The following is a 25131-nucleotide window of genomic DNA, read 5'->3' as shown; positions in this document are numbered from 1 at the left end:
TTTACATCATCCTTTACGGCTTCTTCGGTAGTAATAAAAACGATCAATAAGGATTGCACCTATGGAGGAACAGATAGTTGCAATCAAGGTTGGACCGACTATATCCGTAGGTGAGGCTGAATTATAGTTCATCCGAATAGCGATTACCGTCGTTGGAATGAGCGTGATACTTGAAGTATTAATGGCAAGAAATGTAATCATGGACCGGCTTGCTTCATTCTTACCTCCATTTATTTTCTTCATTTCTTCCATTGCCTTAATACCAAGAGGAGTAGCTGCATTTCCTAGTCCAAACATATTTGCCATCATATTTGAAAGGATATATCCCATTGCTGGATGATTATGAGGTATTTCTGGAAACAATCTTGTAATTATAGGCCTAAATAAATTTGATAATTTTTTTAGTAGTCCTGCATCTTCCGCTATCCTCATCATTCCAAGCCAAAACACAAGAATACTAATGAGACCAATACATAGTGTAACTGCTTCCTTGGCTCCATTAAATATAGCTTCGTTAACCTCAGACATTGTTCCATTAACCATCGCAAATACAATTCCAATTACGGTTAAGCAAACCCATATAATATTAACCATTAGCTTTCACGCCTATCATCGTAGTAAATACTTTCTTAAAAGTTTCAAAATAGCTCGTTTCTTTTTTTTCATTGTTATAATAAATTGGCATCGTTTTAATTGGCTGATCATCGAAGGTAATGATTAGTTCCCCTATTACTTCAGGAATATTTCTTTCACTCTTAAGTTGTTTTAATTTATACTCAAGCTCAAATTCATCTTTTTCTGTTTCTAAAACAGGGTACTGAAAGTCGTGTTTGACCAAAGCTTTATTCTTATACTTGTCTGATTGAATTCCAGAAATGAACCCCTTTTCAACAACTTGTACCATTTCATACGTTTTAAAAGCTGTTTCGAACATATTAATATGATCATTCCAATCGTCCGGCCCGTTCAATGTAACAGCGATTAAATCCATTCCATCCTTCGTAGCAGTGGACACTAATGTGCGTTTTGCTAGCTTTGTAAAGCCTGTTTTTCCACCTGTACTAAAGTCATATAACTCTGTTAGCAAACGATTCTTGTTACGCCATACCCGGTCCCAGCTTTCACTAGGATTAGGGGCTCTGTGTACTTCTGTTCCTGCAATCAATTTATAAGTATCATTCATCATTGCATATCTTGTTAAAATAGCCATATCATATGCTGTTGAATAATGATCATTCGAATCATCTAAGCCATGTGGATTGGTAAAGTGAGAATGTACCATTCCAATCTCATCTGCTTTTTGATTCATTAAGAACGCAAATCCCTCCACACTGCCTCCGATATACTCAGCTATCGCAACCGCAGCGTCATTGCCTGAGCGAAGCATTAAACCGTACACTAAATCTTCTAGCTTGATTTCTTCATTCTCCTTTAGATATAAAGAAGATCCTTCTGCTCTAGTCGCATTTTTACTGACTTTTACCATCTCATTTAGTTTTCCTGACTCGATGGCAAGAACAGCTGTCATAATCTTTGTGATACTGGCAATTCTCCTTTTTTCATGTGCACCCTTTTCAAATAATACTCTCCCTGAGCTTTGTTCAATAAGAACAGCATATTGTGAGCTAACATTGATATTCGTGTTGGCACTTACTGGAATATGAAAAAGAATCAAAAAGGTGATCATTATAAACACAAATACCTTTTTATTTCTAGCCATTCTTCAACCCTCGTCTCCTAGTTATGTTTGTACAAGTTTATGCTTGATAAAAATGAATATGCCAAAAAGAGTCCACCAGCATAAAAGCGGTGAACTCTTCCATTTACAATAGTTTCCATTTAATTTGTGATGCTTGTGAAAGTCTCTCCTCCACCTTTTTCCAATTCACCACGTTCCACCAATTAGAGACGTAATCTGCTCGATTATTGTTATATTGCAAATAATATGCGTGTTCCCACACATCTAACGGAAGGAGTGGAATGGTATCCCATTGCGTCAAATTCATATGTTTTTCTGATTGAAGGATTTCTAGATGGCGTGTTCTTGGTGACCACACTAAAATGGCCCATCCACTTCCTTCTACAGCTTTTGCTGCTTCTGTAAAATGCTTTTTAAAAGCATTAAAATTGCCAAAATATTTGTTGATCTCCTCAAGTAGCTTTCCTGTCGGCTGCCCCCCTCCATTCGGTTTCATCGTTTCCCAGAAGAGACTGTGTAAGTAATGTCCCGATCCATGAAAGGCTAGCTCTCTTGACCAATGTTTTACTAACGAATAATCACTCTTTTCTCGAGCTTCCTTAAGTTTGACCTCCGCTTTATTCAATCCATCAACATAGGATTGATGATGCTTACTATGATGTAACTCCATAATCTTTTCAGAAATATAAGGTTCCAACGCATCATACCTATAAGGGAGTTTTGGCAAAACATGCTCTCCTGTTTTTATGGAAGGTTCCTGCAAATAAATGGATCCTATCTGTTGCCTCTTTAAAAAATATGCTTCCATTTCATCGTGTAATTCTTCAACTTTTTCTTGAACAGTCGTAAATTCTTCCTGAGTTAAATCTCCGCTCCGCGTAATATGATTCATAATTTCACTAAAATGATCAAGCTTACTCCATAATCCATCTTCCTCTGGAACATGTTCTTGCTCTAGAAATTGCTTAAGCTCTTCGTTGTAGCTGATAACGTCCTTAACATACTGTTCAAACCGATTCATTATCATCACCTCAGAACAATTGGGTTTACCTTAAAGCATATGAGAGAATTGCTTGGTTGACACCCTTTTGAATGGAAAGCATAAAAAAATAACGACCAATTGGTCGTTATTTCGATTGTGTCATTTTTGTTCGATAATCTGTTTCGTAATACTCTAGCTCTTCACGAATCTTCTGGAATTCCCCTTCAAACCCTTTTAGTAGCTGAAGAATACTATCAGGAACGTCTTCTTGAAATTTGATTGAGTTCTTACCCGTATAAGCGGATCGGCTATCTTCGTACCACACATCATTTTTTGGTGAGAAAAATTCTTCAATACATTTATGATAAATTCTATAAAGCGTCTTTTCAGCTGCTCCTTTTGGAAAAGACTCTGACTGTAAAATCACTGCACAAGCATCTAATCCCTCTTCACAATATACAAGTAGCTTTCTTAAATTACCTAAGATTCGTTTATAATATTCTTTATCGCCTTGTTTTTCTGACAATAGCCCATCTATCGTTGTATTGTTTAAGAAAGACTCTAAACCAGTTACTGTATTTGTTAAAAAAGACTTTACGTCCATTACTTGAACTTTCACCATTGAATTACCCACGGTCTACACCCCTACCCTTTGTAATAACTCTGAATGTTTGGTTTTTTGGATAACTAATTTTATGCTTGCACTGTAAATTCCAATAGTGAAGGAAGCTGGCAAGCCTGATTACTTTTAACCTTTTTAACAACTTCAATAATCTTTTCAAAATCAATGTCTTGAAAATAAGCAGCAAATTCATTCTGATTATTTATATACACTCTTTTACGATGTCTAAAACCTGGATTTTTAATTAATAATACGAGGGAAACTATATCCATTAAATGAATTTCTAGCCCATCCTCTTGAAAGATCGGATTCTCTGAAAATGGAGTGAACTCATTCAACTTCTCCTCAAAAAAACGGACATAAAGTACAGCTAGTGTTTTCTCTGTATTCTCTTCTTCAAAAATTACTTCGCTTCGGTTGAAAAAATCCTCCGAAGTGTTAGATTTTTCTTTTTCAAGCTCATACCCTGCACAGCTTTTTATTAACACGTTCATACATCCCTTTCTTACCTCCTGAATGAGGCAGGTGCAAATTGTGTTAAAAATGCTTCCAAATAGAAGCATTTCTCTGAAAATTAATTATATTTTATCACAAATAATGAATATATGCGTAAGAAAACTTATGATTCCAGATTTTCTTGAAATTTCTCGAAAAACAAGTCTGCTTCTTCTTGCACAAACTCATCATCCACTTTCTCTGGCAATGGAGGCAGCTCATCTAAACTCCTTAAACCAAAATAATCTAAAAATTCTTTTGTTGTACCATAAAGGATTGCCCTACCAGTTCCTTCGGCTCTCCCAACTTCCTTTACAAGTACTTTTCCAACCAGTGTTTGTAGTGGTCTCTCGGTCTTTACTCCTCGGATTTCTTCTATTTCTGCTCTAGTGATTGGCTGCTTATAAGCGATAATAGCCAACGTCTCTAATGCAGCCTGTGAGAGGGTTGAAGTACTTGGTGATTCAACCAGTTTCTTTAAGTAAATGGAATTCTCCTTTTTTGTTGCGAGCTGATAGGTACCAGCCAGTTGAACAACCCCTATCCCTCGATTTTCATTTTTAGAAAGCTCATCCATTAAATCCCTGACAATTCGTTCTGCTTCGACCTCTTCGATTTCAAGGACCACTGAAATTTGCTTAATTGTTAAGCCTTCATCCCCTGCAGCAAACAAGAGACTCTCTACTATTCCATTCCAATTTATAATATCCAATGACGTTCTTATACTCCCTTCGCAATAACATAAATCTCAGAAAAATTACTTTCTTGCTCTACAAATATTTCTTTCCTTTTCATTAACTCTAGTATAGAAAGAAAAGTTACGACAATATAATCCTTCTCTTGGATCGGAAATAAATCATAAAAGCTAACTCTTCCTTTCACTTTCCGCAGCTTACCCATGATTTCATCCATTCGTTTTTCAATAGGGATTTCTTGTCTTGCAATCTTAGTAGATAACGGTTTTTGAAGTCTCTTTCTTCGCAAGAGCTTTTGAAAAGCACCAAGCATATCGTACAACGATACGTCGAGGTTTCTTCTGTCTGTTTCCTCCTCTTTCGAATAATCCGAAAGATCGCTCGGTGGCTTTGTGAAAATTAGTCCTCTCTCCTGCTCTAAAGTCTTTAAATCGTCAGCTGCTTCTTTATATTTTTTGTATTCCATTAGTTTTTCAATTAATTCTTCTCTCGGGTCTTCTTCGTATCCAAACTCCATATTATCTTCAAGTTCTTCTTCATGTTTTGGAAGAAGCATCTTACTTTTAATGGCTAGCAAAGTGGCAGCCATGACCAAATACTCACTTGCAACATCTAGCTGTAGCTCCTTCATTGTGTGGATATATAGTAAGTATTGTTCTGTAATTTGTGCTACCGGTATATCATAAATATCAATTTCTAGTCGATTAATGAGGTGCAGTAATAAATCTAACGGTCCCTCAAATGCATCGATCTTCACATTATAGTGCATAATCCCACCAAAATTTCTTTCTTAATTTCTTAAAATAACTATACTTAGTATAGAGGAAAGATTGGGTTAATCCAAGATTTCTTTCTGAAAGTTTGTTCCTATCTCCTCATATATAATCAACGCGAAAAGCGTATAGATAGAAAACATGGTAAAATTAAGTAATGAAAGGAGACGTATCTATGTTTACGACAGATTTCATTAATTACTTAGTTCATTTTCATAGTGACAGAGATTATTTTGAATGTCACGAGATTCTAGAAGAACACTGGAAGGATGTAGATGCGCGTAATAAGGAATCTATATTAGTTGGATGGATTCAACTGGCAGTCAGTCAATATCATCATCGTCGAGGAAATTTTGCTGGAGCTTTGCGAACGATCCAAAAAGCATTATCTATACTAACCGTCCATAAACAGTCAATCAAAGAATACGGTATTGATGAGGATAAGTTACTTGAGACCATTTTAAGAAAAAAGGAAGAGATTGAGCGTACACTTCCTTATAGAAGTATGAACCTTCCTATTTCTGATGCTTCATTATTAAGCGCTTGCGAGCGTCAAGCCGAAAAAGCTGGTCTAATTTGGGGTGTTGATAGCGATTTAACAAACAGGGATATTATTCATCGGCACTCGATGAGAGATCGTTCAGAGGTCATCCAGAGCAGATTGCACGCATTGAATAAAAAAAAAGGAAGCAGTGACTAATCACTGTTTCCTTCTTCTATTTATGATAAAAGAGAGTCGCATTTTTCAAAGAAAGCAGAAGTTTCTTCATTTGCACGTATCTCTTTTCCAGGGAAAAACTCTTTTAATGCCTTTATCATCGTTTTTCCAATTCCTTGGTGCCGATGCGAAGGATTCACAGAAATATGTTGAATTTCTAGCATGTCCTCTGACACTGCCGTTACCCCAATTAAACCAATAATATCTTCTTCTTTCCAAAGAAACAATTGCCAATCTTCTGATTGGTCATACTGCTTCATTGTTTGCTGTAGCTTTTTCAGGTCTTTTTCATTAGGCATAAATGACAGTAAGCCCATCGCAATCTTTTCAAAAGCTTTTTTGTAGCGAATTAACATAAGTGATCCCTCATCATATCCTGAGCTTTTAAGGAGTTAAATTTCTTTTAAATACATTTGTATTATATGTCAATTATTTCTTTTTGTTTCAATGTATATTCCTCAATACGATATTATCATACAAGATTCTATACATTTCTTCAATGTATTTTCAGATTCAACAACTTTTGTATCATAAAGCGAGTCTTTTTTCTTTACAGCCCTGGTGATAAGAATAACCAATAATATGCGCCCCAAATGAGCGAAATAAGTAAGATGAAAATAAATAAAAGCGCATTATTTTTTTTCACAAATACCTCCATTAGATCTATGTACTGTAAAAAGCTGTCACAATCGCGACAGCTCTCTAAATTAGCTTTTTACTCGCTGCACAAATGGCAAATCTTGTTTAACAATATCTTCAAACGTCTCCCTACGAACAACTAAAACCGCTTTTCCATTTTCAACAAAGACCACTGGTGGCCTTGGAATACGATTATAGTTATTTGCCATCGAATAACCGTAAGCTCCGGTACAGAATACCGCTAGAATATCGTCACTGTCCGTCTTCGGTAATGGTAAATCCCAAATAAGCATATCTCCCGATTCACAGCATTTCCCTGCAATAGAAACTGTCTCTTCGACTGGCTGAAGTGGTTTGTTCGCTAGGATCGCTTCATATTTCGCCTCATACAATGCTGGACGAATATTATCACTCATTCCACCATCTACGGCTAAATATTTTCGCACATTGGGAACATCCTTCTTTGACCCAATTTTATAAAGTGTAGTGCCCGCATCTCCCACCAGAGAACGACCTGGTTCAATCCAGATTTCAGGCATAGTCATTGAGAACTCCAATGCCTGCTCCTTTACTTCTTCTATAATTTCTTTTACATATTGCGAAGCTGGAATTGGCTCATCTTCACTTGTATAACGAATACCGAAGCCACCACCTAAATTAAGTACCTTTGATTCAAAAGAAAACATTTCTTTCCACTCATGGAGCTTAGAAAATATTTTTCTTGCTGCTAATAAAAATCCAGTTGTTTCAAATATTTGTGAACCGATATGACAATGCACTCCAAGTAGGTCTAAGTACTCAGATTCCATAGCCTTTTGCAACGCTTCTGCCGCTTGTCCATTTTGTAAGTCAAAACCAAATTTCGAGTCTTCCTGGCCCGTTAGAATATAGTCATGTGTATGGGCTTCAATCCCTGGTGTGACTCGAAGCAAAATAGAGACAGATTGCTTTCTCTCCGCACAGATGGTATCTAATAGTTCTAATTCATAAAAGTTATCAACAACAATACAGCCGATTTGATAGTTTAATGCCATTTCAAGTTCTTCACGACTTTTGTTGTTTCCATGAAAATGAATTCGCTCCACAGGGAATTCAGCTGCTATAGCCGTATAAAGCTCTCCCCCGGAAACAACGTCCAACGAAAGCCCCTCTTCCTCTGCGAGTTGGATCATTGCAATCGTGGAAAATGCTTTACTGGCGTAAGCAACTTGAGCTTTTATACCTAGTTGGTCAAAGGTTTGTTTGAAACCTCTTGCCCGCTCACGAATCAATGACACATCATAAACATATACAGGTGTTCCGAACTCTTTTACGATGTCTGTCGTATCGACACCACCAATTTCTAAGTGGCCTCTTTCATTTATCTTTGATGAACCATGAAAAAACATTTCTTCCCCTCACTTCTATGGATACACAAATAGACAGCTAGGCTGTCTATTTGTTGATTAAACTAGTTTGAAATTAAACATTACTTTACCATAGATATAGTAAATTCGCAATATTCCCATTTAATTCCCGTTTGTTTTTTGTCTGTAACGATCTCTAGGTTGAACAATGCTTGGTCTCAGCTTTGTCCCTGGAACCGACCTGCGGAAAAGTACTTCAAGAAAAGCTTTAGGATGAAACGGCATGAATGGCCACATATATGGACTGTTCAACGATCGAATACTTGTTAAGTATAAAATATAAGCCGTTACCCCTATCACAAAACCTGGTAGTTTAAAAATCGCTACAACAATTAATAAGAAAAGTTTCATAAGATTATTTGCAATTCCAAGTTCATAACTTGGAGTGGTAAAAGTTCCAACTGCCGAAACCGCTACGTACAGAATCACTTCTGGTACAAATAAGCCCACATCAATGGCAATTTGACCAATAAGTACGGCGGCAACTAAGCCCATTGAGGTTGCCAATGGAGTTGGGGTATGAATAGCCGCCAGTCGTAAAAACAAGATTCCGAAATCGGCCAAAAACAATTGAACTACTGTTGGTATATTTGTTGATTTGTTAGGACCGATAAATTTAAGAGCTTTAGGTAGTAGCTCAGGCTCTAAGACAAATAAAAACCATAACGGTAGTAAAAACAGGGATGCTAAAACACCAAACAAGCGCGTCCAACGTACGACTGTACCAACGAGTGCTGATTCACGATACTCTTCTGCATGATGTAAATGATGAAAATATGTAGTAGGCGTGATAATAACACTTGGTGATGTATCCACGTAAATTAAGACATGTCCTTCTAAAATATGTGTAGCTGCAATATCGGCTCTTTCAGTATATCTTACTAAAGGATACGGGTTATACCCTTGCTTTACGAGGAATTCTTCGACTGCTTTATCTGCCATTGTTAATCCATCAATCTCAATGGATTCTAGTTCTTTTCTAATAATATTCACAAGATCAGGATTGGCAACATCCTTTAGGTAACCAATTGCAATGTCTGTTTTTGATCTCTCGCCAACTGTTAGCTTTTCAAAGCGCAATCTTCCGTCTTTTATTCTTCTTCTTGTTAGTGCAGTGTTCACGATAAAGTTCTCTACAAAGCCATCTCGAGATCCTCTTATTACCTTCTCTGTATCAGGTTCTTGAGGAGTTCTACCTGGGTACGCTCTTACATCCACTACTAATGCTTCTGAATACCCCTCAACAACAATAACAAGAGTTCCTGTTAAAACTTGGTCTACTATTTCACCTATTGTTTTAATTTTAGATACAGATTGATGGACTAAGCGATTTTCAATTAAGGCTAAATAATCGGAAGTGGTTTTCTCATGGTCATTGATTCTTACAATTTCCTCCGTGTTTTGAATGACCACGTTTGTATCAACTAGACCATTTAAATAATACAAATGCACATCCTTTTTCAATACCTTAAACTTTCTGACTCCAATATCAAACGTTTCCTCTAATCCAACATGCTCTTTCATATAATTTTCAAGTTCGTCAAGAGAAGGAATCGGTAGGGGATTAATTGGTGTCTTAGTCATAGAATCCACTCCTTTCTAGGATGATTTGTACTGCTTTATGTGTAATGGGAGCACCTATTTTAACATCGTCATTCCTAGCCATTTTTCCTATATCGCCTATCCCAACTACTACAGGTGCATGAAGCTCATCTACACAATATACGGTGTCTCCATTCATTCTTCCAAGTTCTAAATCTGCTTCACCAAATTTATCTACCCCATAAGGAGTGAGTTCACCGTATCGGTCCACACAAACATCAATTTTAGTCCACTCGGCTTTTCTTGTTTTAGCTGCAACTGCTAATACACCAAGAACTTCAATATCTTTATGTGTTGCCACATACCTCATTGCCTGTTCTCCAGCCCCTTCTCCTACATATCCACTATCATCAAACATGACAAGAACCGGATCATTGGATGCCTTCTTTATGAGCTTAACCATTTCCTCCCCTGATATCGTCGTCGGGTTTCCATGCGACATAGAAATACATCTTCCACCAATTTCCTTCGCAACATGTTCGACTGCTTTTCTTGCGTATTCATCTCCGTCTGTTACAAGAATCACGCGACGCCGTCTATCCATAGGAAATGTTCCTTTCTTAACTTATTTACTCATTTACGAAGTACATCCAATGAAACAGGGAACCGAATATTTTACCGAACACAAAGGCCATCATCAAGATCATAATTTTGTCCTCTATTCTTACTCTTTTTGCCAGGATCGGAAAAACATTTAATACCTCGGTTAAGGCAGCTGCAAGTAAACCAACAAATACTCCTCCAGCAAGGCCTAACGGTATTAGTATAATCGAAGGTAAAAAGAGAGTTGGTTCTCTTAAAGAGGCAATTGTACCAACAATGGCACCTAAAACGACAGACCATTCATACCAATGAATCATCTTCATCGTTTTTGATAATTGAGTAAGCCTTGGAATAATCCCTAATACGGTGAGAAAAGCGACAAACCCTGAACCAACTGCAATCCCTCCTGCAAGACCAATAAAAATGATAAATACGATATTAATGATCATGATGAATTCGTTTCATACTTTCTTCATTTTCATTAATGATTACATAGCGGTCCAGGTCTTGCTGGTAGTTGAACATTTCAACTTCTAGCGGACTAGGCTCTTCATTTAGACGTTTTTTAAATACATGGTTAAAAAATAAGATCATACCTAAGCCTAGACCAATTGAATAAGGGATCTGCAGTACAAGTGGTTTTACATTTTCCTTGCCAGTAATAATCTTATATATCCGCTGATGGACCGCTTGCATACTAACATCCTCATGGAAATTCATAATGGCAAGTGCTGCACCAAAAAACAACAGGAGCCAAATGAGAATAAAAAGAGGGATTGATACCCCGATTTTTTTGTACACTACCTCAACTATCGTTTGTGTTTGACCAATAATTTCAATATTTATATGTTCAACCACATTTGTTAAAATTGGTATTACTTTCATAACATCCAAAATAATAATATTTTGGTCTTTCTCTGACACCGTATACACAATACAATCTTTTACCTTTTCTAACAGTGAATCTTCAGCGATTATTTGCGCAACATCCTGAAGTTTTATGGAATCGTGAGGTCGAACTTGGAGACGATGTCGCATTCGGATGTAAATCGTATTTTCCACAACGTTCACTCCCACACAGTGATTTCCTCGTATAAATAGTATGCTATGGATTGTTTCCCTTCATGTTCACCAATAAGTGGTCTAAATGGGGCAAATATCCAATTAAAACAAAAAGATCGAACGGATTATAAATCCATTCGATCTTTCATTTGTTGTAATATCTTTTTTTCCAGCCTGGATACTTGAACTTGCGATATGCCTAGTCGTTCTGCCACCTCTGATTGTGTTTGGTCCTTGTAATAACGTAAATAAACTATTAGCCTCTCACGTTCATCTAGCTCTCGAATTGCTTCTTTTAATGCAATTTTATCAAACCATTTCCCTTCATTCCCATCATCGATTTGGTCGAGTAAGGTGATTGGATCTCCATCATTTTCATACACGGTTTCGTGAATAGAAGATGGTTGCCGGCTTGCTTCTTGAGCTAAAATGATATCTTCCGGAGTCAGATTTAAATGTTCAGCTATTTCAGAAACAGTTGGTATTCTGCCTAGGTTTTTGGACAGTTCGTCCTTCGCTCTTCTTATTTTATTGCCCATTTCTTTTAAGGAACGGCTTACTTTGACAGATCCGTCATCTCGGATGAACCGCTGGATTTCTCCAATGATCATCGGTACTGCGTAGGTTGAAAATTTCACATCATAAGATAAGTCGAATTTATCGACAGATTTCAGTAAGCCTATGCATCCAATTTGGAATAAGTCATCTGGTTCATAGCCCCGATTGAGAAAGCGTTGAACAACTGACCAAACAAGACGCATATTTTTTTGCACAATTGTATCTCGAGCTTCTTGATCTCCATCTTGACTTCTCTTGATTAGATCCTTCACTTCATGATCCTTTAAATACGTTTGTTTGCTATCAGTCTTTACCTCCACATCCATAAGCAATACTCCCTTAATTGCATAGCATTTCGCTCTTTGCTAAATGCTTTCTTAATCGAATTGTGGTACCTATCCCTAGCTCTGAACGAACGTCGATTTCATCCATAAAATTTTCCATAATCGTAAAGCCCATTCCTGACCTTTCTAACTCTGGCTTAGTTGTAAATAAAGGTTGTCTTGCTTCCTCAATATCCAAAATTCCAGAGCCCTCGTCTTTAATCTCCAACTCAATAAAACTATCCTCAATCTTTACTGAGATAAAGACCGTACCTGAAGGATCGTTGTTATAACCGTGAATAATGGCATTTGTCACTGCCTCAGAAACGACGGTTTTAATCTCCGTCAATTCATCCATGGTTGGATCTAGCTGAGCCACAAAGGCTGCTACCGTAACACGTGCGAAAGATTCATTTTGACTTAAAGCAGTAAATTGAAGCTGCATTTCATTTTTCATTGTTTACGCTACCCCCAATACTCGAAGAGCAAATTCTTCTGTCGGCTCCAAACGGATAATTTTAAATAAGCCAGACATATCAAAAAGTCTTTGAATAGGAGGTGAAATTGCACAAACAACCATTTCACCATGTTGTTGCTTAATTTGCTTATATCTCCCAAGAATCACACCTAAACCTGAACTATCCATAAAATCCAACTGCTCTAGATTAAGAATAATATGACGTATATCATGTGTTTCAATGGCTTTGGTTGCTTCTGCTCGAAGTACATCTGCAGAATGGTGGTCCAATTCGCCGCTAAGTCGTAACAATAGGACATCGTTCTTTGTTTCCATATCAATGTGTAGACTCACTATCCATAGCCTCCTTATGTGGTATAGTGAGTCTTTTTCGATATTGGAATGATGATTTCCTTCTTACAGACAAAACTAGTGTTCATTCGCTAAAAAAAGTATGAATTAAAAATCATTCGACATATTTATTTGGTCGTTTTTGTGAACATACCAAACGCGCGTTTATAAAGCGTCCACCAATTTGCTTCTTTCACAGATGCTTCCGCTACAAGCGGACTCGACACAAGTGTCTCTCCATTTTTTACAAGCTTTAATGAACCTATGGTCTGTCCTTTTTCAATTGGTGCTTTTAAATCTTTTTCGTAAGTGATTTCCTTCTTTACATCATCCACTTTTTCACCTTTTTTCGTTAACAAGGAAATCGGTTCACTTGTAAGGGCCTCCACCTTGCTCTCACTACCTTTGCTCACCTTAACTTCACCCACTGAAAAACTTCTTTCATACATTGGATGCGTTTGATACTGTGCAAAAGCATAGTCCAGCATCTTCGAAATTTGAGCATTTCGTTCTTTAGAGGTTGGGGCACCAAAGACAACTGCAATCACACGCATTCCATCTTTCTCTGCGGTTGCAGTTAAGCAGTATTTTGCCTCGTTAGTAAAACCAGTTTTTAACCCATCGACTCCAGGATAAAAACGAACGAGACGATTTGTATTAACAAGCCAAAACTTTTTATCACTTTGTTCGCGTAAGTAGGCTTCGTATGTACCTGTAAATTTTGTAATTCCTTCATATTTTAATAGCTCTTTTGCCATAACTGCCATGTCATGAGCTGTACTATAATGTCCATCCTCCGGTAAACCGGTAACATTTTTAAAAACCGTATTTTTCAAGCCTAGTTCTTTAACCTTCGCATTCATCATCTCGACAAAAGCTTCCTCAGAACCTGCAATTCTTTCCGCCATCGCAACGGAAGCGTCATTGGCAGAACCAATCGCTATTCCTTTAAGCATTTCTTCAGTGGTCATTTCTTCCCCAGGCTCTAGGAAAATCTGAGAACCTCCCATGGAAGCTGCGTATTCACTTGTCCGAATACTTTCATCCCATTTTATTTTTCCTAAGTCGATAGCTTCCATAATTAACAGCATCGTCATGATTTTTGTCATACTAGCAGGTGGAAGCATTTCATCACTGTTTTTGTTATAAAGAATTGTTCCAGTATCTCTTTCAATTAATACGGCTGACTTTGCATTATCAACAAGCTCAACACCCGTTGTTTTCTCTTCAGCAAAAGTTGGGGTTGCAATAGATGTTAAAAAAGTAAAAGCCATTAATAATGATAGAATCTTCTTCATAGCACATAGCCCTCCATTCTTTATACATCCATTTTTCACCAAGAAAAGAGAAAATATACAAAAAGAACCAATCAAAGAAAAAAATAAAAAACCTCCCTAATTTTAGGAAGGTTTTATACTTGCTATTCGGTTATTTCTTCATGAACTAGTATGGGTGCTGAGATTTTTTCTTTCGTGATGGTGATGCTATTATAAATCTTTTCTTTAACTTCTTGGACATCCTCAAAATTACTATAAATGGTAACGATGGATTCTCCTACTTGAACTTGATCTCCAATTTTCTTTTTTAATAAAAGGCCAACAGCTAGATCGATTTCTGATTCCTTTGTCGCTCTACCAGCTCCTAAAAGCATGGCAGCTGTTCCAATTTCATCTGCAATAATTTCTGCGATATAGCCTTCTTCCTTCGCTTCTACTTCTATCTTAAAGCTGGCTTGTGGCAGTCTTGATGGATCGTCAACAACAGAATCATCGCCTCCTTGAGAACGTAGGAAAACTTTCAATGTTTCAAGTGCTGAACCATCCTTTATCGCATTCTTTAGCATTTGACGTGCCTCTTCTACATTTGTAGCTTTATCAGCTAACAGGACCATATGGCTACCAAGAGTTAAACATAGTTCTGTTAAGTCCTCTGGGCCTTCCCCTTTTAACGTATCAATGGCTTCCTTTACTTCTAAAGCATTTCCAATTGCAAATCCTAGAGGCTGGCTCATATCAGAGATGACAGCCATCGTTCTCCGGCCAACATTGTTTCCGATTCGTACCATTGCTTTCGCAAGTTCACGAGAATCCTCAAGAGTTTTCATGAAAGCTCCAGCACCTGTTTTTACGTCTAACACAATCGCATCGGCACCAGCTGCAATTTTTTTACTCATAATAGAGCTAGCAATTAATGGAATACTCTCTACCGTACCTGTTACATCTCTAAGGGCGTAAAGCTTTTTATCAGCTGGTGTTAAGTTCCCACTTTGGCCAATAACCGCTATTTTATTTTGGTTCACTAGACGGACAAACTCTTCATTTTCTAATTCCACATGAAAACCTTCAACCGATTCAAGTTTATCAATGGTTCCACCTGTATGTCCGAGCCCTCTTCCAGACATTTTGGCAACTGGTACGCCTACAGAAGCTACCAATGGGCCTAATACGAGAGTGGTTGTATCTCCCACTCCTCCTGTAGAGTGTTTATCCACCTTGATTCCATGTATCGCAGATAGATCGATTTGGTCTCCTGACTCAACCATAGCCATCGTTAGAGTCGCTCTTTCAGCCTCTGACATACCTTGAAACACGATTGCCATCGTAAGAGCACTCATTTGATAATCAGGAATGCTTCCATCTGTGTATCCTTTTATACAAAATTGAATTTCTTCTGTCGTTAATTCTTTGCCATCACGTTTTTTCTCAATAATATCAACCATTCTCATTTTTCTCACCGCTTTATAAGGAATATTTTTTTCTTTTATGCTCCTATTTCCTTAACCACTGCTTTAACTAATCTTAAAAAGTCATGTTTTACTTTTTCTGTTGTTTCTATTACTTCCTCGTGATTTAACGGCTGGTCTAGTATTCCTGCTGCCATATTGGAAATACAAGAGATGCCTAGAATTTTTAAGTTCGCATGTCTTGCAACAATAACCTCCGGAACAGTTGACATTCCAACTGCGTCGCCACCCATCACACGTAACATACGAACTTCTGCTGGTGTCTCATATGTAGGTCCCGTGTTTCCAACATACACTCCCTCTTGAAGAGTAAGACCTAAGCCATTAGCTACCTGCTTTGCTTTTTCACGTAAATCCCTTGAATAGGCTTCAGACATATCAGGGAACCGTACGCCTAATCTTGAATCATTGGGTCCGATTAATGGATTCGATCCCATATTATTAATATGATCGGTAATTAACATTAAATCACCTGGATGAAAGGACTCATTTACACCACCCGCTGCATTTGTGACAATTAGTATCTCGACGCCAAGTTCTTTCATTACGCGAACAGGAAATGTCACTTTATCAAAGCTATAACCCTCGTAGTAATGAAATCTCCCTTGCATGGCGACGACCTCAACACCTTCTAACGTCCCAAATACAAGCTGTCCTGCATGTCCTTCAACTGTTGAAACGGGGAAATCAGGTATTTCATTGTATGGAATTTTTGTAGGCTCAAGAATCTCATCCGCAAGCACACCTAGCCCGGAACCAAGGATCAGTCCAATTTTTGGTGTTTCTTTGTATTTTTCTTTTAAAAACGAAGCTGAATTATTTATGTTTAACACGTCCATCTTACAAAACTCCTTTAAGATTTAATTTAATTCGTTTAAAAAGCTTTTTCCATACTTTGGCATTTCCACTTGAAAATTCTCTGCTACGGTTGCGCCAATATCTGCAAATGTCTCACGAATCGGCAGTTTTTTTCCACCCTTCATCATAGGTGAATAGACTAGTAAAGGAACGTATTCACGTGTATGGTCTGTTCCAGGGTGAACCGGATCATTTCCGTGATCTGCCGTAATGATTAACAAATCATCGTCTTTTAGTTTTTCAAATACTTCAGGTAAGCGTGCGTCATACTCTTCTAAAGCTTTTCCGTAGCCAATAGGGTCTCTACGATGACCAAATAATGCATCAAAATCAACTAAATTTAAAAAGCTCAAGCCTGTAAAATCCATATCAAGCGTTTGAACAAGCTTATCCATTCCATCCATATTAGACACCGTACGTAAAGACCTAGTTACTCCTTCGCCGTCGTAAATATCTGATATCTTCCCTATCGCAATCACATCAAACTTGCCATCCTTTAATTCATTCATTACTGTTCTATCGAATGGTTTTAGTGCATAATCATGACGGTTCGCAGTTCTCTTAAAATTCCCTGGTTCTCCTACAAACGGTCTGGCAATAATTCTACCGACCATGTATTTTTCATCCAAGGTTAGCTCTCTAGCTATTTTACAGATTTTATATTGCTCTTCAATCGGAACAATGTCTTCATGTGCCGCAATTTGCAAAACGGAATCAGCAGATGTATAGACAATTAATGCACCTGTCTTCATATGCTCTTCACCCAGTTCATCAAGAATTTCCGTTCCACTGGCAGGCTTATTTCCAATAATTTTTCTACCCGATTTTTCTTCTAGTTCAGTTAACAATTCATCCGGAAAACCATCCGGGAATACTTTAAACGGGGTTTTAATATTAAGCCCCATGATCTCCCAATGACCTGTCATCGTATCTTTTCCATTAGAAGCTTCTTGCATTTTTGTATAGTAAGCAAGCGGGGACTCCGCTTTTTCAATTCCACCTACTAGCTCAATATTACTAAGGCCAAGCTTTGCCATATTCGGCATATGTAAACCATTCATTCTTTCTGCAATATGACCTAATGTATTTGAACCTTTATCTCCAAATCTCTCGGCATCTCTTGCTTCACCGATCCCAACGGAATCCATCACAATTAAAAAAATCCGTTTATATTGATAAGGCATTCATTTTCCTCCTTAATATTAACCGTTTACAACTCTCTTCAAATAGCTTTCCCAAATATTAATTTGACGGATCAATTTCTAACAACGTCAGAAGTCTGACATCTTCATTGTACAAGAAGTTTCATATAAAACACAACGAAAAGCTGCTATCTTTTCATGGCAGCTTTTTGAACATTTATTACTTTCTCTTAATCTATTAGGCTCTTGGGTGGAATTGACTATACACGTCCTTTAAACGTGTTTTCGTTACATGTGTGTATATTTGCGTAGTTGATATATCCGAATGTCCTAGCATTTCCTGAACCGCTCTTAAATCTGCTCCATTCTCGAGAAGATGTGTAGCAAAGGAATGTCTAAGTGTATGAGGAGTTAGTTCCTTCTCAATGCCGGCTTCCTTCGTTAATCCCTTTAAAATCTTCCAGAATCCCTGTCTTGTTAATCTTCTTCCATGATGGTTGACGAACAACGAGTCTTCACGCTGGTTTTTAATGAATTGCGGGCGCCCCTTGTCTAAATACTCTTGAATGGCTGTTGCGGCTGTTCGGCCTAATGGAATAATTCGCTCTTTATTTCCTTTTCCAATACAACGAACAAATCCCATTGTTAAATGGGCATCATCGAGATTCAAACCAATTAGTTCACTTACACGAATTCCTGTTGCATATAAAAGCTCCAGCATCGCTTTATCGCGCAATCCGTAATGGGTATGAAGCTTGGGTACATCTAACAAACTTTCTACCTCTTGCAGATTCAACACCTTTGGAAGTGTTCGTTCAAGCTGAGGTGTTTCAATATGAACAGAAGGATCCTGCTCTGCTACTTTTTCACGTAACAAGAACTGATGAAAAGCCCGTATAGAAGCTATATTTCTCGCAATCGTTCTGGACGATTTTCCCTGTTCTTTTAAATGACCTAAAAAGTGTACAATCTGAATTCGGCCGACATCGTTAATGGATTGAACATTTTCTACTGTCTTTATATATTTTAAGTATGCTTTTAAATCTCGTTCGTATGATACAATCGTATTTTTAGCTAATGCCTTTTCAACTATCAGAAAATGCATAAAGTCCTTTAACTCATCTTCCATCCAACATTACTCCCCATTTAAGTAAAAAAGAACGATGCGATCAAACCAAGTAGATTTTTCAGCATCTACATTTGCTGACACTTTTACCGCTGTCCCGTTTGGTTCATCGTATCGATGATAATCTTGATACTCTTCATTTACCCACATAATACCATAATAAAAGAGAATTGTGCATCCGGTAAAAAGGATAAATACCTTCAAGGTTTGAAAAACGAGCTGGAACCACGTTTTCATTTCTGATGTCCTCCAAGTCCAAAATAAGTACTGGCTCTTACTCTTAAAGAACCTACTAATAAAGGGTATGCCAGTTTGGACAAGAATTATACCTAAAGGGCTTTAACTGTTTATAAAAAGAACAAAAATAAAAAACCTTTCCATTTGAAAAGGTTTTGCTGGTTTATTCTTCTTCTGCCTCTACTTTGTCATGACAGCGGTGGCATATACCATGAAAAGTTAAACGGTGGTCCTTAATTTTAAAGTTCCAGCGGCGCTCTACCGTCTCTTCCACATCTTCAAGTAGATCTTCTTGTATCTCGTCAACTGCTCCACATTCAATACATACTAAATGGTGATGAAAGTGTGCTGCACCTTCTTGTCTTAGGTCGTACCTTGAGACTCCATCTCCAAAGTTTATTTTATCAACAATTTTCAATTCTGTAAGTAATTCTAGAGTTCGATAAACAGTTGCCAATCCAATCTCAGGCGATTTTTCTTTTACAAGGAGGTATACATCTTCCGCACTTAAATGATCCTCTTCATGCTCTAATAACACTCGAACGGTTGCTTCGCGCTGAGGTGTTAACTTGTAACTGGACGAATGTAACTGTTTTTTAATTCTATCAATTCGATTTTCCATCACGAAAGTCCTCCCTCGCCACTGTCAATAACCATTATAACAGATGGAAATAGACTTTCAAAATAAAATAATTACAAATAAGCGAAAATAACTATTATCATATAAAAATGATTATCATTAAGGATGAATCGATTCAACAATTGATTTCATTAATAATGGTGATATATATGCTTCAATGGCAGCAGCTATGGCAATAAATACGAGAGCTGCTAAAAAGGCTGCAACGTATCCACCTAGCATCGGCATGATTGGCTGGCCCTGTTTTTTCATAAACTGTCTTCGAATCATCTTTAGTGAGAATGCTACTGACAGAGTAGCACCGATTATAAATACTGGGATAATTAATAGATTTTGAGGAAGGACAGATACAAATGATAAAACAAATCCTTCCCATCCCATTTGATTCACTAAAAAACCAACCGTAAACCCAATAACCATTCCTTTCATAAACAAAAGTATAAGTGTAATCGGTAAACCGATAATGGATACACCTAATACCCACATAAGCCCCACAAACTTACTGTTATGAAAAAAGCTTTGGTAAAACAAATCTTTTGAGGCCGCTACTTTTCCGTCTGATACTTGTCCGAAAAATTGTGACAAATAATAAAATAGGTCTTCCTTCTGGGTAAAGCTTAAGCTATTGACGATAATCGCCCCAAAGATGACTCCCATTAGAAATAACACCACGACAAATAAATAAATCGAGGAGTGCTCGCGGAAATGCATTGCTACGACGTTTTGGTATTTTCTTTTCTTCAATTGCCTTTCCTCCCCTTACAACTCAGTTAGTAAAATGTATGCGAACTCTAGTAAAGGTATGACTAGATAGATTCCTAAAACTGTTAAAAATCCTCTTGTCCTAACCATAACTAACCAGTTATAATACTCAAAATCTCTATTTTCAGGAGGAATATTGAATGAAACCTATATTAATAGATTTTCCAGAAAAAATAGAATCAGAGCGTCTTTATATTCGACCTTGTATGCCTGGAGACGGTCATCTTGTGTATGAAGCCATTCAAGCTTCCCTAAACGAATTACAACAGTGGCTCCCTTTCGCTCATACTAATCAAACACTCGAGGAGGTAGAAGAAGGGGTTAGAAAATCGTATGCACAATTTATATTAAAAGAGGATATTCGCCTTCATATTTTCAGAAAAGAGGATCATCAATTTATTGGTTCTACAGGACTGCACCGAATTAATTGGGAGGCAGGTTGCTTTGAGATCGGTTATTGGTGTGACAGCCGCTTGACAAAAAAGGGGTATATAACTGAATCCACAGCTATTTTAATAAAAACTGTTTTTGAAGATTTGCAAGCGAATCGTGTGGAAATCCGTTGTGATCCGGATAATATCGCTAGTAGAAGCATTCCTGAAAAACTCGGATTCACCCTAGAAGCCACCTTAAAAAATAATAGTAAAAGTGCAGATGGAAAAACACTTAGGGATACCTGTGTTTTTTCAAAGCTTAAATTATAAAAGAGACAGTAACTGCTACTGTCTCTTCTAATCAATAATCTTCCCGTATCTTCCGCCACCGCCTGCATGGAAATGAAGTTCTCCATTTCTAGCTGAAACAATTAATTCTGCCACGCGTTTTGGTACAATCTCATGTAAAGCTTCTTCCGGTACGTGGTGGAGAATGGCCATTTCCGTGCCAAAATGATCTAACAATTTTTGGAAAAGTTTTGGTCCGAGTCCTGGAATGAAGTCTAAAGGAACTTGATGAATATATGGAGGTCGCCCTCTCTTTCCCTCTTTAGAGGTCTGAAGCTCTCGTATTCTTGTTGCGACTCCTTTAATGAATTTTGTATGTCCACAAGCTTCACATGAATGATCGGACAACTGAACTTTTTCATGGCAGTGAGCACATACGGTTTCGTGATACTTTCCAAGCAATGGATCAAGTCCATAATTTGCTTCCACATACTGCCCATCTTGGTTGTATAAAGCCTCCTGAAAACTAGTAAAAGACAGCTCTTTCATTTTTATCTGCTGATATTCTCTTGCAATTTTCCCTAATGAGTGTGCATCCGAATTCGTCACATACGAATACCGATGAAGCTCTCCTATTTGGTCTGCCATTTGCGTATTAGCGCTTAATCCAAGCTCAATACCGTCTATTAAGTCCGGGTCAAAAACTTCGGTTAGTGACTGTTCTACTCCCTTGCCAAACAAGCTTTTAAAAGGAGTAAATACATGGGCCGGAATAAATAATCCTCCTAGCTCCTTCACCTTTTTCTGTAACTCAAGTCCTGTGACATACACACGCTGCGAGCTGAGGTTGATATTTTTCAAATGACTGGAAAGCCATTGTGAAAATTCCTTTAATCGAGCCATGTCAGGCAAAAAGGCTAGTATATGAATGGGCCCCTTGCAGTTATCGTCATAGATTTCAAGTTCAGAACCCATTAGGATAAGCATGTCTCCATACAGCAAACCACCTCTTTTAGCCTCTATTATTTCCCCTTCGCTCATCAAGGCTTCCATTTCTTGAATGACCTCAGGTGAATGGCAATCGATGATTCCAATAATATCCAATCCTTTAATCATTTTTGCATGCTGAATAATATTCGTAAACGTTAATGATTTTGACCCCGTTATTTTCACTGCCTTCCCATTCCATGTTCTCCCAATATGGATGTGAAGGTCGGCGAAGTATGAGTTCATTTCTTCAATGCCTCTTGAAGTTGTAAGTATTGAACAGCGTAGGCTGTTTTTGCATCATATATTTTTCTCTCTTCTATGTATTCCAGTGCTTCATTAAGCGTTAGCTCTACTAATGTAACGAATTCATCCTCGTCAGGTGGTGCAGCGTCTTCTTTTTTCTCTAACCCACGTGCCACATATAAATGAACAATTTCATCCGCGAATCCAGGTGATGTGTAAAAAGAAATCAACCAGTCTAGGGTTTTGCATACATAACCTGTCTCTTCTTCTAGCTCACGCTTCGCACAAAGGGATGGTTCTTCTCCCTTTTCAAGCTTTCCTGCAGGGATTTCCACTACATCTCTTTCCAAAGCCTTTCTGTATTGCTCAACCATTACGATTTTTCCTTCATCCGTAATTGCAATAACAGCAACTGCCCCTGGGTGTTTAATCAGTTCGCGTTTCGAATGCTTTCCATTTGGTAACTCCACATCGTCTACCTGTAACGAGATGATTTTCCCAGAGAAGATCTTTTCTGATTTTATTGTTTTTTCTTCAAAGGATGAACTCATTTGTCTCCACTCCTGTTCTATAGTCAGCTAGTTTCCTCATACATTTTATCATACCTTAATTTGGAGGAAAGTGATGAAAATATACTTACATGGAAAAGGAATTGTTCTTGTCGGGAAAGCATGGGAAATTCGACACAAACTTCTCCAATATTCTAAAGACTATACTCTTGTAAAAGACTGGGTGGAGGGTGAGAGAAAGAAAAAGTAATGCTTGTTCTTCGCATCAATGGAAAATTTTCTGTAAAATAATGTGCAGAAGGTAAACTATTTTATATAAGAAGGTGCTTATCCCATGGAAAAGAGACGTCTCGGTAAGTCGGATTTGTATGTAACAGAGCTAGGACTTGGATGCATGACGCTTGGAACAAATGAACTTGCAGCAGAACGAATCATCAACGCCGCTCTTGAAGAAGGAGTCAATTATTTTGATACGGCAGACTTATACGATTTTGGAGTGAATGAATCAATTGTCGGACAAGCCTTGAAGCCTGTTCGAGAGCAGGTAATTATTGCAACAAAGGTCGGTAATCGCTGGAACAACAATAAGGATGGTTGGAGCTGGGATCCGAGCAAAACGTATATTAAGGAAGCAGTTAAAGACAGTCTTACTAGACTTGGAACTGATTATATTGATTTATATCAACTTCATGGCGGAACTTTGGATGATCCAATTGATGAAACCATTGAGGCATTTGAAGAGCTGGTTAGTGAAGGGTTTATTAAATATTACGGCATCTCCTCGATCCGACCAAATGTGATTCGGGAATATGCTAGTAAATCGAATATCTCATCCGTGATGATGCAGTACAGTATCCTTGATCGCCGTCCGGAAGAGGAAGCTTTAAGTGTTCTTCGTGAGAATGATATTTCAGTTGTGGCACGAGGACCTGTTGCAAAGGGTTTATTAAGCGATGTTGGTGTAAATAAAATTACGGAAAAGGGGTTTATGGATTATTCAGAGGAAGAGGTACGCTCGCTCTTATTAGAATTGAAAAACCATTTTGGGGATCGATCTTTAACTGAAGTTGCTTTACGATACGTTCTTCATAACCCGACGATTGCGAGTGTTGTTGCTGGTGCAAGCTCAGTGGAACAAGTGAAGAACAATGCAAATGCAGTTCGTTCTCAATCCTTATCAGAAGAAGAGGTTTCTTTTATTAAGGAAGTGTCAAAAGTGAGTTTGTATGGCCAGCATCGGTAATCTGAAAATGCACGTCTAACAATGGAAGGTCCTTCATCACAAAGATGAAGGACCAACATGTGCAATCACTTAAACTTTTTCCAATCAAACTCACTTTCATTTAGGAGCTCTTCGAATGTTTTGTTTTTTTCTTTTAGGCGGCGTTCTTCTCTTTTTCTTTCCTCTTCCGCTTCCTTTTTAGCTTGAGCTTCTTCCTCAAGTTCATTTTTAGTATTCTTTAATTGTTTAACTAGCTCCACATTCAATAGGTCCCCAAGAGTGACTGGCTTGTCTTCGACTTTCTTTTGAGCCGGGCGAGTTTGTTTTTTCTTTTTCATTCAAAATCCCTCTCTACATGTTGATGACGAATATTATACCAAATGTTCGGTCATCGTTCTATCCATCACTCAAAACCATCTAACCGGACCTTATCATCAATTAATAGCTCAGGTTCTGTGGATGCAACCACATCCTCTACCGTATAGCCCTTTGCCACTTCCACAAGCTTTAACCCATTAGAAGTTACATCAATAACAGCTCTGTCAGTAATAATTCGGTCCACTACTCCTTGCCCCGTTAAAGGCAAACTACAATTTTTAAGGATTTTTGCGTCACCTTTTTTATTTGTATGCTCCATGATGACGATGATTTTTCTCGCTCCATGAACAAGGTCCATAGCTCCACCCATGCCTTTAATCATTTTCCCTGGGATCATCCAGTTCGCCAAATCTCCCGTTTCAGAGACTTCCATCCCTCCAAGGATAGCAATGTCTACATGACCTCCACGAATCATTGCAAATGACTCTGCACTGTCAAAATAAGCTGCACCTGGTATGGCTGTTACCGTTTCTTTCCCCGCATTAATCAAATCGGCATCCACTTCCTCTTCCTTAGGAAAAGGTCCGATTCCGAGGAGTCCATTTTCAGATTGCAAAACCACTTCTTTATCTTTTGAAATAAAATTTGCCACAAGAGTCGGCATGCCTATGCCTAAGTTAACGTAGTAGCCGCTTTCAATTTCCTTTTCTGCTCTTTTGGCAATTCTCTCCCGAATATTTGTCATGTCCCCACT

Annotated in this window: 32 protein-coding genes; 4 read left to right on the top strand and 28 right to left on the bottom strand. The window is 37.9% G+C overall.

What is annotated here, in order from left to right:
• Nucleotides 1-6 precede the first annotated feature (6 nt).
• The 7 genes from ACVBAX_RS02370 to ACVBAX_RS02340 all read right to left on the bottom strand — a co-directional run bounded on the left by ACVBAX_RS02370 (nucleotide 7) and on the right by ACVBAX_RS02340 (nucleotide 5262).
• Entirely contained in the window at nucleotides 7-594 is a 588-nt protein-coding gene (locus tag ACVBAX_RS02370; RefSeq protein WP_430772964.1) for a nucleoside recognition domain-containing protein, read from the bottom strand.
• Nucleotides 587-1720 carry a D-alanyl-D-alanine carboxypeptidase family protein gene (locus ACVBAX_RS02365; protein WP_447115740.1) on the bottom strand — a complete coding sequence of 378 codons (1134 nt, stop codon included), beginning with the start codon at nucleotides 1718-1720 and terminating at the stop codon, nucleotides 587-589. Before ACVBAX_RS02365 ends, ACVBAX_RS02370 begins: the two co-directional genes overlap by 8 nt.
• Before the next feature lie 103 nt (nucleotides 1721-1823).
• Complete coding sequence (locus ACVBAX_RS02360) at nucleotides 1824-2720, bottom strand: superoxide dismutase (RefSeq protein WP_447115739.1); 897 nt, start codon at nucleotides 2718-2720, stop codon at nucleotides 1824-1826.
• 106 nt (nucleotides 2721-2826) lie between these two features.
• Complete coding sequence (locus ACVBAX_RS02355; RefSeq protein ID WP_447115738.1) at nucleotides 2827-3315, bottom strand: YpuI family protein; 489 nt, start codon at nucleotides 3313-3315, stop codon at nucleotides 2827-2829.
• A 59-nt stretch (nucleotides 3316-3374) separates the two neighbouring features.
• Nucleotides 3375-3797 (bottom strand): hypothetical protein, encoded by a 423-nt coding sequence (locus tag ACVBAX_RS02350; protein WP_447115737.1) that lies wholly within the window; start codon nucleotides 3795-3797, stop codon nucleotides 3375-3377.
• Between the two features lie 125 nt (nucleotides 3798-3922).
• A complete protein-coding gene (gene scpB / locus ACVBAX_RS02345) occupies nucleotides 3923-4510 on the bottom strand; it encodes an SMC-Scp complex subunit ScpB (RefSeq protein WP_447115736.1) in 588 nt (195 codons plus the stop codon).
• A gap of 8 nt (nucleotides 4511-4518) precedes the next feature.
• Nucleotides 4519-5262: a segregation/condensation protein A gene (locus ACVBAX_RS02340; RefSeq protein ID WP_447115735.1), complete on the bottom strand. Its 744-nt coding sequence runs from the start codon at nucleotides 5260-5262 to the stop codon at nucleotides 4519-4521.
• Nucleotides 5263-5441: 179 nt separating this feature from the next.
• Between ACVBAX_RS02340 and ACVBAX_RS02335 the strand changes: the two genes are divergently transcribed.
• A complete protein-coding gene (locus ACVBAX_RS02335; RefSeq protein ID WP_447115734.1) occupies nucleotides 5442-5966 on the top strand; it encodes a DUF309 domain-containing protein in 525 nt (174 codons plus the stop codon).
• A gap of 20 nt (nucleotides 5967-5986) precedes the next feature.
• Here the strand turns inward: ACVBAX_RS02335 and ACVBAX_RS02330 are convergent, their stop codons facing one another.
• From ACVBAX_RS02330 to spoIIM, 17 genes are all read right to left on the bottom strand, one after another.
• Entirely contained in the window at nucleotides 5987-6340 is a 354-nt protein-coding gene (locus ACVBAX_RS02330; RefSeq protein WP_430772956.1) for a GNAT family N-acetyltransferase, read from the bottom strand.
• Between the two features lie 351 nt (nucleotides 6341-6691).
• The gene (gene lysA / locus ACVBAX_RS02325; RefSeq protein ID WP_447115733.1) at nucleotides 6692-8011 is read right to left on the bottom strand and encodes a diaminopimelate decarboxylase; all 1320 of its coding nucleotides are present in this window, start codon (nucleotides 8009-8011) and stop codon (nucleotides 6692-6694) included.
• A gap of 120 nt (nucleotides 8012-8131) precedes the next feature.
• Nucleotides 8132-9613, bottom strand: coding sequence for a spore germination protein (locus tag ACVBAX_RS02320; RefSeq protein WP_447115732.1), 1482 nt, complete (start codon nucleotides 9611-9613; stop codon nucleotides 8132-8134).
• On the bottom strand, nucleotides 9606-10175 hold the full coding sequence (locus ACVBAX_RS02315) for a stage V sporulation protein AE (protein WP_430772953.1): 570 nt from the start codon (nucleotides 10173-10175) through the stop codon (nucleotides 9606-9608). The genes ACVBAX_RS02320 and ACVBAX_RS02315 overlap by 8 nt, the downstream gene beginning before the upstream one ends.
• A gap of 25 nt (nucleotides 10176-10200) precedes the next feature.
• Nucleotides 10201-10623 carry a stage V sporulation protein AB gene (locus tag ACVBAX_RS02310; RefSeq protein ID WP_447115731.1) on the bottom strand — a complete coding sequence of 141 codons (423 nt, stop codon included), beginning with the start codon at nucleotides 10621-10623 and terminating at the stop codon, nucleotides 10201-10203.
• A complete protein-coding gene (locus tag ACVBAX_RS02305; RefSeq protein ID WP_430772949.1) occupies nucleotides 10613-11236 on the bottom strand; it encodes a stage V sporulation protein AA in 624 nt (207 codons plus the stop codon). The genes ACVBAX_RS02310 and ACVBAX_RS02305 overlap by 11 nt, the downstream gene beginning before the upstream one ends.
• 125 nt (nucleotides 11237-11361) lie before the next feature.
• Complete coding sequence (sigF, locus tag ACVBAX_RS02300; RefSeq protein WP_119709002.1) at nucleotides 11362-12120, bottom strand: RNA polymerase sporulation sigma factor SigF; 759 nt, start codon at nucleotides 12118-12120, stop codon at nucleotides 11362-11364.
• Nucleotides 12121-12133: 13 nt separating this feature from the next.
• Nucleotides 12134-12574 (bottom strand): anti-sigma F factor, encoded by a 441-nt coding sequence (gene spoIIAB, locus ACVBAX_RS02295; RefSeq protein WP_447115730.1) that lies wholly within the window; start codon nucleotides 12572-12574, stop codon nucleotides 12134-12136.
• 3 nt (nucleotides 12575-12577) lie between these two features.
• Nucleotides 12578-12928, bottom strand: a complete 351-nt coding sequence (gene spoIIAA, locus ACVBAX_RS02290; RefSeq protein WP_119709004.1) for an anti-sigma F factor antagonist — start codon at nucleotides 12926-12928, stop codon at nucleotides 12578-12580.
• A 125-nt stretch (nucleotides 12929-13053) separates the two neighbouring features.
• Nucleotides 13054-14223 (bottom strand): D-alanyl-D-alanine carboxypeptidase family protein, encoded by a 1170-nt coding sequence (locus tag ACVBAX_RS02285; protein ID WP_447115729.1) that lies wholly within the window; start codon nucleotides 14221-14223, stop codon nucleotides 13054-13056.
• Between the two features lie 122 nt (nucleotides 14224-14345).
• Nucleotides 14346-15650, bottom strand: coding sequence for a pyrimidine-nucleoside phosphorylase (locus tag ACVBAX_RS02280; protein WP_447115728.1), 1305 nt, complete (start codon nucleotides 15648-15650; stop codon nucleotides 14346-14348).
• 35 nt (nucleotides 15651-15685) lie between these two features.
• Nucleotides 15686-16507, bottom strand: coding sequence for a purine-nucleoside phosphorylase (locus ACVBAX_RS02275; protein ID WP_447115727.1), 822 nt, complete (start codon nucleotides 16505-16507; stop codon nucleotides 15686-15688).
• Between the two features lie 21 nt (nucleotides 16508-16528).
• Nucleotides 16529-17710: a phosphopentomutase gene (gene deoB / locus ACVBAX_RS02270; protein WP_447115726.1), complete on the bottom strand. Its 1182-nt coding sequence runs from the start codon at nucleotides 17708-17710 to the stop codon at nucleotides 16529-16531.
• A gap of 196 nt (nucleotides 17711-17906) precedes the next feature.
• Nucleotides 17907-18797, bottom strand: a complete 891-nt coding sequence (gene xerD, locus ACVBAX_RS02265) for a site-specific tyrosine recombinase XerD (RefSeq protein ID WP_447115725.1) — start codon at nucleotides 18795-18797, stop codon at nucleotides 17907-17909.
• Nucleotides 18798-18803: 6 nt separating this feature from the next.
• The gene (locus ACVBAX_RS02260; protein ID WP_391559503.1) at nucleotides 18804-19031 is read right to left on the bottom strand and encodes a YqzK family protein; all 228 of its coding nucleotides are present in this window, start codon (nucleotides 19029-19031) and stop codon (nucleotides 18804-18806) included.
• A gap of 163 nt (nucleotides 19032-19194) precedes the next feature.
• Nucleotides 19195-19653 carry a ferric iron uptake transcriptional regulator gene (gene fur, locus ACVBAX_RS02255; protein WP_119709011.1) on the bottom strand — a complete coding sequence of 153 codons (459 nt, stop codon included), beginning with the start codon at nucleotides 19651-19653 and terminating at the stop codon, nucleotides 19195-19197.
• Between the two features lie 117 nt (nucleotides 19654-19770).
• Complete coding sequence (spoIIM, locus tag ACVBAX_RS02250; RefSeq protein ID WP_447115724.1) at nucleotides 19771-20415, bottom strand: stage II sporulation protein M; 645 nt, start codon at nucleotides 20413-20415, stop codon at nucleotides 19771-19773.
• A gap of 158 nt (nucleotides 20416-20573) precedes the next feature.
• On the opposite strand from spoIIM, the gene ACVBAX_RS02245 reads away from it, so the two are divergent.
• Nucleotides 20574-21137, top strand: coding sequence for a GNAT family N-acetyltransferase (locus ACVBAX_RS02245; RefSeq protein ID WP_447115723.1), 564 nt, complete (start codon nucleotides 20574-20576; stop codon nucleotides 21135-21137).
• A 27-nt stretch (nucleotides 21138-21164) separates the two neighbouring features.
• On the opposite strand, the gene ACVBAX_RS02240 is transcribed toward ACVBAX_RS02245, so the two are convergent.
• Together ACVBAX_RS02240 and ACVBAX_RS02235 are read right to left on the bottom strand one after the other, a co-directional pair.
• The gene (locus ACVBAX_RS02240; RefSeq protein ID WP_447115722.1) at nucleotides 21165-22328 is read right to left on the bottom strand and encodes an endonuclease Q family protein; all 1164 of its coding nucleotides are present in this window, start codon (nucleotides 22326-22328) and stop codon (nucleotides 21165-21167) included.
• Nucleotides 22325-22879, bottom strand: coding sequence for an NUDIX hydrolase (locus tag ACVBAX_RS02235; RefSeq protein ID WP_447115721.1), 555 nt, complete (start codon nucleotides 22877-22879; stop codon nucleotides 22325-22327). The genes ACVBAX_RS02240 and ACVBAX_RS02235 overlap by 4 nt, the downstream gene beginning before the upstream one ends.
• Before the next feature lie 73 nt (nucleotides 22880-22952).
• On the opposite strand from ACVBAX_RS02235, the gene mciZ reads away from it, so the two are divergent.
• A complete protein-coding gene (gene mciZ, locus ACVBAX_RS02230; RefSeq protein WP_119709016.1) occupies nucleotides 22953-23087 on the top strand; it encodes a Z-ring formation inhibitor MciZ in 135 nt (44 codons plus the stop codon).
• A gap of 84 nt (nucleotides 23088-23171) precedes the next feature.
• Nucleotides 23172-24080, top strand: a complete 909-nt coding sequence (locus tag ACVBAX_RS02225; RefSeq protein ID WP_447115720.1) for an aldo/keto reductase — start codon at nucleotides 23172-23174, stop codon at nucleotides 24078-24080.
• A 65-nt stretch (nucleotides 24081-24145) separates the two neighbouring features.
• Here ACVBAX_RS02225 and ACVBAX_RS02220 read toward each other — a convergent pair whose 3' ends face one another.
• Nucleotides 24146-24397, bottom strand: a complete 252-nt coding sequence (locus ACVBAX_RS02220) for a YqkE family protein (protein ID WP_447115719.1) — start codon at nucleotides 24395-24397, stop codon at nucleotides 24146-24148.
• A gap of 65 nt (nucleotides 24398-24462) precedes the next feature.
• Entirely contained in the window at nucleotides 24463-25122 is a 660-nt protein-coding gene (locus ACVBAX_RS02215) for a CoA transferase subunit B (RefSeq protein WP_430772925.1), read from the bottom strand.
• Nucleotides 25123-25131: the final 9 nt, after the last annotated feature.

The organism is Robertmurraya sp. GLU-23, from assembly GCF_052983275.1.
The sequence above is the reverse complement of the archived record's forward strand: the minus strand, read 5'-3'. Positions and strand labels throughout refer to the sequence as shown.